7 protein-coding genes are annotated in these 8,723 nt (G+C 64.6%); 3 read left to right on the forward strand and 4 right to left on the reverse strand.

Annotated features, from left to right (window positions below; translation table 11 throughout):
• Nucleotides 1-6 precede the first annotated feature (6 nt).
• From QZY44_RS30870 to QZY44_RS30880, 3 genes are all read left to right on the forward strand, one after another.
• The gene (locus QZY44_RS30870) at nucleotides 7-552 is read left to right on the forward strand and encodes a hypothetical protein (protein ID WP_295456700.1); all 546 of its coding nucleotides are present in this window, start codon (nucleotides 7-9) and stop codon (nucleotides 550-552) included.
• On the forward strand, nucleotides 552-2,348 hold the full coding sequence (locus tag QZY44_RS30875; protein ID WP_295456702.1) for an ABC transporter ATP-binding protein/permease: 1,797 nt from the start codon (nucleotides 552-554) through the stop codon (nucleotides 2,346-2,348). The genes QZY44_RS30870 and QZY44_RS30875 overlap by 1 nt, the downstream gene beginning before the upstream one ends.
• A 255-nt stretch (nucleotides 2,349-2,603) precedes the next feature.
• Nucleotides 2,604-3,668 (forward strand): hypothetical protein, encoded by a 1,065-nt coding sequence (locus tag QZY44_RS30880; protein ID WP_295456703.1) that lies wholly within the window; start codon nucleotides 2,604-2,606, stop codon nucleotides 3,666-3,668.
• Between the two features lie 106 nt (nucleotides 3,669-3,774).
• Here QZY44_RS30880 and QZY44_RS30885 read toward each other — a convergent pair whose 3' ends face one another.
• From QZY44_RS30885 to QZY44_RS30900, 4 genes are all read right to left on the reverse strand, one after another.
• Nucleotides 3,775-5,961 carry a DNA methylase gene (locus QZY44_RS30885; RefSeq protein ID WP_295456705.1) on the reverse strand — a complete coding sequence of 729 codons (2,187 nt, stop codon included), beginning with the start codon at nucleotides 5,959-5,961 and terminating at the stop codon, nucleotides 3,775-3,777.
• A 303-nt stretch (nucleotides 5,962-6,264) separates the two neighbouring features.
• Nucleotides 6,265-7,143 carry an Rpn family recombination-promoting nuclease/putative transposase gene (locus QZY44_RS30890; protein WP_295456707.1) on the reverse strand — a complete coding sequence of 293 codons (879 nt, stop codon included), beginning with the start codon at nucleotides 7,141-7,143 and terminating at the stop codon, nucleotides 6,265-6,267.
• Between the two features lie 94 nt (nucleotides 7,144-7,237).
• Nucleotides 7,238-7,993: a molybdopterin-synthase adenylyltransferase MoeB gene (gene moeB, locus QZY44_RS30895; RefSeq protein ID WP_295456709.1), complete on the reverse strand. Its 756-nt coding sequence runs from the start codon at nucleotides 7,991-7,993 to the stop codon at nucleotides 7,238-7,240.
• A 1-nt stretch (nucleotide 7,994) separates the two neighbouring features.
• Nucleotides 7,995-8,723 (reverse strand): retropepsin-like aspartic protease (locus QZY44_RS30900; RefSeq protein WP_365305638.1); only part of this gene is annotated, 729 nt, incomplete at its 5' end.

The following is an 8,723-nucleotide window of genomic DNA, read 5'->3' on the forward strand; positions in this document are numbered from 1 at the left end:
GCCAGGATGGACGAAGGCGACGGCGCACGGCCGACCGTCCAGGCGATCGATCTGGTGCTGTTTCGTTGGGGTACACTCCACCTTGCACTCCAGGCGTGCCAGGTGTTGGCGCTGGAGTCGGCCGGGGACGCGGGCCTGCCTTCCATCGGTGACGTGCTGGCGCTGCCGGTCACGGGGCCGGCGCCGGGGGCGCTGCGCCTGCACGTCATCGGGCCGACCGGGCGGCTGCGCATCCAGGTTCAGGGGCCGGTCACCCAGGTTCGGTTGCCCGCCGCCGCCATCCACCCGTTACCGCCGCTGCTCGCCGCCCGACTGCGCCTGCCCTGGGTCCGGGCGCTCGGCCTTGATCCTTGTTCCGGCCCCAAGGAGACAGGAGGTCGAGGCTTTAGCCGGTCGACACTGCATCTGCGCGACCCTGGTCCGGCTAAAGCCTCGACCTCCAGTGCGGTAGGCATCAGCGCCGCTGGTAACGATGACCAAGTCCGGCGGCTCATCCTCATACTCGATCCTCGACGGGGCATTAGGCCCGGATCGCTCACCATAGAGACCTGATGCCACAACGAATCATCGCCACCGAGCGTGCCCACGGCGACCGCCGCGACTGGGCCAACCTGCGCGCCATGCTGCCCTATCTGTGGGAGTTCCGGGGGCGGGCGGCCATTGCGCTCGGCTGTCTGGTCCTGGCGCGGGTCGCCAATGTCGGCGTGCCGGTCGTGCTCAAGGGGATCGTGGACGCCTTCAGCGGCACCCGGGGTGAGGTCTTGGTCCTGCCGTTCTCGCTCTTGCTCGCCTATGGGGCGCTCAAGCTCGGCAGTTCGCTCTTCAATGAGCTGCGCGACGTGGTCTTCGCCCGGGTGCGCTACCGCGCGATGCGCCGGCTCTCGACCCGGGTGCTGGAGCATCTGCACGCACTCTCCTTGCGCTATCACCTGGAGCGGCGCACCGGGGCGGTGAGCCGGGACCTGGAGCGGGGGACCCGCTCGGTCTCGACCATCATCAATTACATGGTGTTCAGTGTACTGCCGGTGCTAGTGGAGTTTGCACTGGTGGCGGTGATCCTGTTCGGCCGCTATGACCCGGTATTCGCCTTCGTGACCTTCGGTACCGTGGCGGTCTATGTGGCCTTCACCTTTGCGATTACCGAGTGGCGCATGGACTATCGGCACGATATGAACCGGCTGGACTCCGGTGGTAACGCCCAGGCGGTCGACAGCCTGATCAACTACGAGACGGTCAAATACTTCGGCAACGAGCGCCTGGAGATCGACCGCTACGACGCCACCCTGGCCGCCTGGGAGGAGATGGCGGTCAAGAGCCAGAGCTCCATGTCGGTCCTGAACTTCGGTCAGGGGGCCATCATTGCGCTCGGGGTAACGGCGCTGATGGTCTTCGCCGCCCGCGGGGTGGTGGCCGGGGCTATGACCGTGGGCGATCTGGTGCTGGTCAATGGGCTGCTGCTGCAACTCTTCATCCCGCTCGGTTTCCTGGGCGTCGTCTATCGCCAGATCAAATACGCGCTGGCGGACATGGACCTGGTGTTCAAACTCTTGGAGCGCAAGCCGGAGATTGCCGACCGACCGGGTGCCCGGCCGCTTGCCGCCGGTGCTGGTGGCATCCGGTTCGAGCGGGTGGATTTTCACTATCAACCGGAGCGCCCGATTCTTTCTGATCTTGATTTCTCTATTGAGTCCGGTCAGACACTGGCCGTGGTCGGCCATAGCGGGGCGGGTAAGTCGACCCTGGCGCGACTGCTGTTCCGCTTCTATGACGTGACCGGCGGGCGCATCCTGATCGACGGACAGGACCTGCGCGACCTGACCCAGGACAGTGTGCGCGCCGCCATCGGCATCGTCCCGCAGGATACGGTCCTGTTCAACGAGAGCATCTATTACAACCTGCTCTACGGACGCCCTACGGCGACCCGCGCCGAGGTTGAGCGCGCGGCGGAGATGGCCCATATTCGCACCTTCGTCGAGGGTCTACCGGACGGGTGGGAGACGCGGGTGGGTGAACGGGGTCTGAAACTCTCGGGTGGCGAAAAACAGCGGGTGGCCATCGCCCGGGCGATCCTGAAGCACCCGCGCATCCTGGTCTTCGACGAGGCCACATCCTCACTCGACAGCCACACCGAGCAGGCGATCCAGCAGACCCTGGCCGAGGTGGCAGAGCACCACACCACGCTCGTCATTGCGCACCGCCTCTCCACCGTGGTCGACGCGCACAATATCCTGGTGCTGGAGCAGGGGCGCATCCGCGAGCAGGGGACCCATCGGCAACTGCTGGCGGCCGGGGGGCATTATGCGGCGATGTGGGAGTTGCAGCAGCGGGAGGGGGTGGCGGGGCCGTGACCGACTCAGGTAGGTCAGGGAAAAGGATCCTTTGGTCAGGGTCTTAAGGCCCGGCGCTTGGTCTGAGTAATTCCAACTTGACTGCCGCGATACTCCGAGCTAGAGTTTAGCTCGGTGCCAACCATACTTGCACACGAGTAAAAAAAGGCGTCCTGTCTCTCTGTCATTGAACCCTTCTTCTATGAGCCTCGCCCGCGGGGACTTAAACGTGTGTGCTAACCCCGGGTCCGGCGTATCATTGATGAGAGGTTTTTCATGGCGATCAAAGAACTCGCATACGCGGCACAACAGCATCTACAGGCTGGTACGGGTGGGTCCTTCAAGCGAGCCCATATCTACGAATTGTTGGCGGCTTTTTTTGGGTTTAATTCCTATGCGGCACTGACCGGACAAGCGGTATTGACTGAATACGGCGGCGGCGCGGAGGGTGATGGTCAGGCGGTCGGGAAGCGATGTGCCAAGCTTGGCTTTACATCGACAATCGCGCAACTTGTCGTGTCTCTGTTGCCGGTCTTCATTGCGGAACGGCGCATCGGCCTGGTGCCCCTCTCGGACCTGGTAGCCTGGCTACGTGATGACTGCACCGAGGAATACTTCGAGTGGCGCGAGGGCTATAGGAATAAGACGCTATCGCCGATCCTGTTGGACGGGCTTACCGATGCGGCCAACAAGGGTAATGCGCTCGCTCACTATGCGCTGGCATTACTCACTGCCCCCGATGATGAGGGTGATCATGAGCTTGGAAGTTCTTATTGGTACTCTCAGGGGCTTGCCGGTCGCGTGCTGGTCGGCGTCGAAAAGGAGTGGAGCGACGCCTATGCGCGGGGGCTTGAGATGGCCAAAGCGTACTCCGTTCACCTGCGCGAGGCGGCACGCCTCGGAAACGAACAAGCGCTCCTTGATCTCGCGGAACGCTTCGGCGACGCGGCATTTTTCGAGAGAAGCCATCACGACGTCAGCGATGATCCGTGGAGGGTAGCGGAGATTGCTGACCGCTTGGGTCGCCCGAGTGACACGCGGAAGTGGTTGACGGCGGCGGCCGAGACCGGCGATACCGAGGCAATGCGTCGCCTCATTGAAGAATTCGGTCACGCGGATCTGCAACAGTGCTGGACCTGGCTTTACCTGGCACGGTTGTTCGGCACCGATTTGACTGCGTCGGAGCATTACGCGATCCATGAGGACGGTTCTCGTTACAACGATGACGTCGGCGGCCCCGCTTTTCTCGACGGCCGAGACGGGGTGAAGCTCGTTCCCCTTGATCCCAAACAGGACGCTGCTGCGCGGCGCGCTGCCGAGGCGTTGTTCCAACAAATCTAGCCAACCGAGCGCGCGTCAGCGGCGTGCTTGTCTGCTGCGGCGCGCGATCAGGAGTCCAAGGCTTCAGTCTTGGAACTCCTCGTTCTATAGCCCTGGGCCGGATATCTCAGAAGGAAAGGATATCGTTGAACTGCAGAGAAATTTCTGGATCAGCGGATCGCGGCGGTTGCGCGACCTTGGTTGCCTCAATCAGCTTTAATGCCTCATCAACCCCGCCAAGTCCGGCGAGGCACTCGGCGAAACAGGCAACCTTGTCGCGCATCGCCCGGGAGGCGTCCCAGTCGGGTCGCAGCAGCCAGACCCCCATGCGGGTCAGGTGGCCGAAGATGATACAGCGGGTGTCGCCCGCCGTCGGTACCCGTCCGGCAGCAGTGAGCAATGCCAGATCGGCAGCCACTACGCGGGCCAATCCCTCCGGCGTCTCAAACAACCAGCGGCGCCCCGTGCTGCCGGTGGTGCGGCAGACTAACACCGTGTCGACGATGGATGAACCGGTGCCGTGGATGTGGATGGAACCACTCATCTCCGCCGGACAGGGCAACGAGGCGGAACAGTTGAGGCCGGCATCAAGGATGGCCACACCGACCGCGTGGTACGCCTCGATCCGGTTGTGGTGGTAGGTGAAGGCGAGCGGTGCACCCGGCTTGAGCGCGCGTGCCATATGCCCATAGACGGCGGCAAGACCCTCGGCGAAGTGGGTCAGGTCCCGGTCCTCCGTGATATTGCCGGTCAGTTCGTCCGCGGAGCGCGTGGAGGGTCGGGCGAAGCCTTCCGGCGTGTTGCCAACCAAGCGGCGCAGCCAGACATAGCAGAAGTCCATCAATTCCGCGTATTGCACGTTGCCGAAATAGGGCGGATCGGTAAAGACCGCATCCAGGCTGGCCGTCGGCAGGTCCAGGTCGGTCGCGCTGGCACAGCGCAGCCGGATGGACCGGCCGGGCTCGCCCTCGCGCTCTTCGCCGATCCACTCGCCCGCAATGGGCACCAGGGTCTTGCGCGTGCCTACCTGTCGCACCTCGAAGGGGGCATCGCAGTACGCCTTGGCCTTGCGGTACTTGTCGATGATGTTGACCCAGCCGCCGGACCCCACGCCGCCGCCCTTGTCGTTGCGGATGCCGAGAATGTTGGACTCGCACTGGACCAGGCCGACGGGGAAACCGTGGACCGAGAAGATGTCCAGCGATTTGAGCGCCATGGCGTCATAGCGGCAGAGCATGTTCTGGTAGCGCAGCAGGTCCGAGAGGTTGGTGGCCAGGGCCTGGCGCAGACGCTCCTCCGGGTTGGCTGCGATGAGGCGCGCGCTCAACTCCAGGGCCAGGAGTTGGCGGTGGTTGAACAGCTCCCGGTAGTACCGATAGCCCCAACGGTGGAGCCGGTCGGTCTCGTCACCGCGCGGAATGGCATCCTCCGGGATCAGGGTCGGAGTCAGGGCCGCAAGGCGCGCGCCGGCGGTGGCGACGCGCGCCAGGTCGCGCGCATCGGGCCGTTTGAAAAAGCGCCCGGCGTGGGCCGACTTGCGCGCCGGGTTGTAATACTCCATCGCGAAGAGCCGATGGCGGGGTGGGCCGGCGGCTGGTCTGGGGTAGGTATTGGGCTGGCCGCAGTGAGGACAGTTGCAACGGCTGCGCTTGGCCGGGCCGGTCAGTTGGAGTCGGCCATCGCAGGTGCGGCAGGCCCCCGGGTGTTTGGCGTCCGCAACCTCGTTCAGGTCGCCGCAGCCGGGGCAGACCAGGACATTGAGCGGGTGGCGGGTCGCCTCCGCCAGCAGGTAGCCGGGAAAAAGGTCGAAGGCCAGGCCGCAGGCGGTGCAGTCGATCTCCTTGACCCAGAGAAAATATTTCACCGGACAGTCGGTCTCGCCATAGGTCGGGCAGTCGGTGTGGTAGAGGCCGTCGATCTCGACGGCCAATGCGCCCGTCAGCGCCGCGGCGGCGGCATCATAGGCAGCCAGGTCGAGATGGGCGAGCTCCTCGCGCACGATCCAGGCCGACATCGGGTTGACGTCGAACCCCTGGCAATCACAGCCCAGGCGGTTGGCCTCGATCAGGGGCGTGCCGCCCCCCATAAAGGGGTCCGCGACCTGGCGGCCAGGAAAGGCATTGGCCTGGTAGAAGACGTCACGCAATGGGCGGTCGCCGAACTCGGCCAGGGCCAGTGCGCGGAACAGGGTTCCGGGCCGACGCGCAAACCATTTGTGAACGGCGATGATCGGCCGGTAGTTTTGCTGGATCTGTTTTTCTTTGAGGGCCAGGGCGGCGACGAAGGGGATGTCGAAGGCGTGTTCGATGGTCATGGGTAGCGGGGGTGCGGCGCACTGTGCGCGCGGGCTCCGGGGCTGGACTCCGTGCTGGGATCAAGGGCTGATTGGCGGCGGGACAGGTTACTTACCACCGCCCGAACATCGACTATGTCGCCGACCTTAGGTGCAAGATTAACATTTCGGATGCGGCGAATGTCCCGTCCGCGCAGAAAGTCCCGTGGTTATTGGCGTCTCTGTGCGAGCAACGGCGGGCTAGCCCTCGCGGCGCACAGCGCCTGACACAGGCGCGATACCGCCGCAGCGGTGTCGCGAGGTGAGGCGGCTGACCGCGTCGCCTCAAGAACCGGCAGGGGGATTCCTTTCTTGCAACAGGGCCTTGAGGCGTTCGACCTCGGCCAGGGCGGCCTCTTTCACTTGCAGGGCGGCATCTTTTGCCTGCCGCTCGGTCTCCAGCGCCTGCCGCTGCGCCTCCAGCGCGGCATCTTTCTCTTCGAGCGCCTGTTCAAGCTCGCGCTGGCGGCCTTGGATACAACTCTGCTCGCGCAGAAAATCCTGCCGCGCCTGGTACCGGTCGTAGGCGTGCTCTTTCTCGGAGAAGGCCTTCAGGGTCGTCATGGCTTGCCTCATTTCAGGGGTCTGCATCCACTCGGGCGGCTGGTCGGCATCCAGGTGCTCACCGTCTTTGAAGAATCTAAGCCAACGCTGCTCTTCGGTGGTGACTGTCTCAGCGGCGAACTTGTTCAACTCCAGCAGGTAGATCCCGCCGTGGTCGAGGAGCCCGCGACCTTGCTCATCACGCATGCCGTAGCGGTGGGCGTAGCCGGTGTCGCCCGGCAGGAGGTCTTCGCCCAACAGCCAGATGGCATAGGTGGGTCTGAGCAGGCGGTAGTCCTGGCCGCTTTGCAGTTGCTTGTTGTAGATGTCGTTCCAGGTGTACAGCATGCGGGCGGGCAGGTCCTTATGGGTCAACAACTGGATCTCGACTTGATAGAGCCGGCCCTGGTCGTCGCGCGCCTTGACATCGACGACGCTGAGTTTGTCGGTGAGAAACTCGCGTTCGTTATAGGGGTTGAGGATCTCGACCTGGGCGATGGGGCGGGGCAGTTCAGGGCCGAGGATCGCGTTGAGGAAATGGATCAACAGGGCGCGATTGGCCTCCGCCCCGAGGAGGGCCTTGAAGACACAGTCGATTTTCGGGTCGATGGCGTGGCGCATGGGGGGAGTTTAGGACTGATTGGCGGCGGGGACAATCGGGGGTTACGTTCCGCCGCGATGCCGCCCGCTGAAGCGTCGGCCTCCAGTTTGACGGTCAAGGCTGGGGAGATGCTGCCCCGCACACCGGACACCCCGGATCGGCCACCAGCCGCACCTGCCGCCACTCCATGCGCCCGGCATCGAGCACCAGGAGTCGCCCGAACAGCGGTTCGCCCAGCCCGCTGAGCACCTTGATCGCCTCGGTGGCCTGGATGCTGCCGATGATGCCTAGCACCGGGGCCAGGACGCTGTTGGCGGTGCAGGTCTCGTCGATCCCGCCATTGCGGGGATACAAGCACTGATAACAGGGGCCGCCCGGTTGCCCGGAGAAAGTCGTCACCTGGCCCTCCAGCCGGATCGCGGCACCGCTCACCAGTGGCTTGCGCGCCCCCACGCAAGCGGCATTGACGACGAAGCGGGTATCAAAGTTGTCGCAGCAATCCACCACCAAGTCCAGGTCGCGCAGCAGTTCCGGCAAGGTCTCGGCGGTGAGGCGCTCCCGCACCAGCACCAGTTCGACCTCGGGGTTGAGCGCGGCCAGGGTCGTGCGTGCGGACTCCGCCTTAGGCGTCCCGATCCGGTCCGTGGTGTGGATGATCTGGCGCTGGAGGTTGCTCAGATCCACGGCATCGTGATCGGCCAGCACCAAGCGCCCGACCCCGGCCGCCGCCAAATACATGGCCACCGGGGAGCCGAGACCGCCGAGCCCCACCACCAGCACCCGTGCCAGGCGCAGCCGCTCCTGGCCTTCGATGCCGAAGGCCGGAAGCATGATCTGACGGCTGTAGCGCAGCAGCAGTGTGTCATCCATCCTATTTGCGCCCCAAGACCAAGCGGTTCTGTTCGGATTCGAGCTTGACCGAGAAGCGGTTGAGCAGGCTCATCCCCAGCAGCGCGTTACCGCCGAGCCGCTCGTCGTCGATGAAGGCGACCGGGACCTCGGCGACGCGGCTCTCCTTCAGCCAGATCGCCGGGAGCGTCCCCAGTACCGCCTCCACGTTGCCGTTGGCGGTCTGCACCTGCTGGGCGTGCAGAGCGTCCGGGGGGAGGCCGAGCGCGCCGATCAGCGAACGCGGGAGCACCACATAGTCGGCCCCCGTATCGACCAGCAGCTGGCGTTGGACCCGTTGGCCGTTCGTACCCTCCAGTATCAGGGTGACGGCCTGGGACGAGCCAATGCGCTGGGTCTCCAGGGTGATCTCGCCAGCGGCGGGCGGATCGCCAGCTTTGGGTGCGTTCGCGGGCGGTGGGGTATAGGGGGTCTTGGCGCCCAGGATCAGGACGCGCTCCACTCCCCCTTGGCCCGACTGGACGATGATGTGGTTGAACCCCTCCAAGAGTGCTCGCAGTCGCGGCAACAGTTCAGTGCCCTCCTCCGCGCGCCCTTTCTGATCGCGGGTCGTTTCCAGGTCCGCCGGCTTCATCTGGAAGCCGTACTGGGCCATCAGCCGCTCCAGTTCCGGTGCCACCTCGACTTGGGCCGCGCCGGCGACGACCAGGTAGAGCGACAGGGCCAGTGCCATGTAGGTGCGACTTAAGTC

It is taken from the genome of uncultured Thiodictyon sp. (genome assembly GCA_903837595.1).
Taxonomy (GTDB): Bacteria; Pseudomonadota; Gammaproteobacteria; order Chromatiales; family Chromatiaceae; genus Thiodictyon.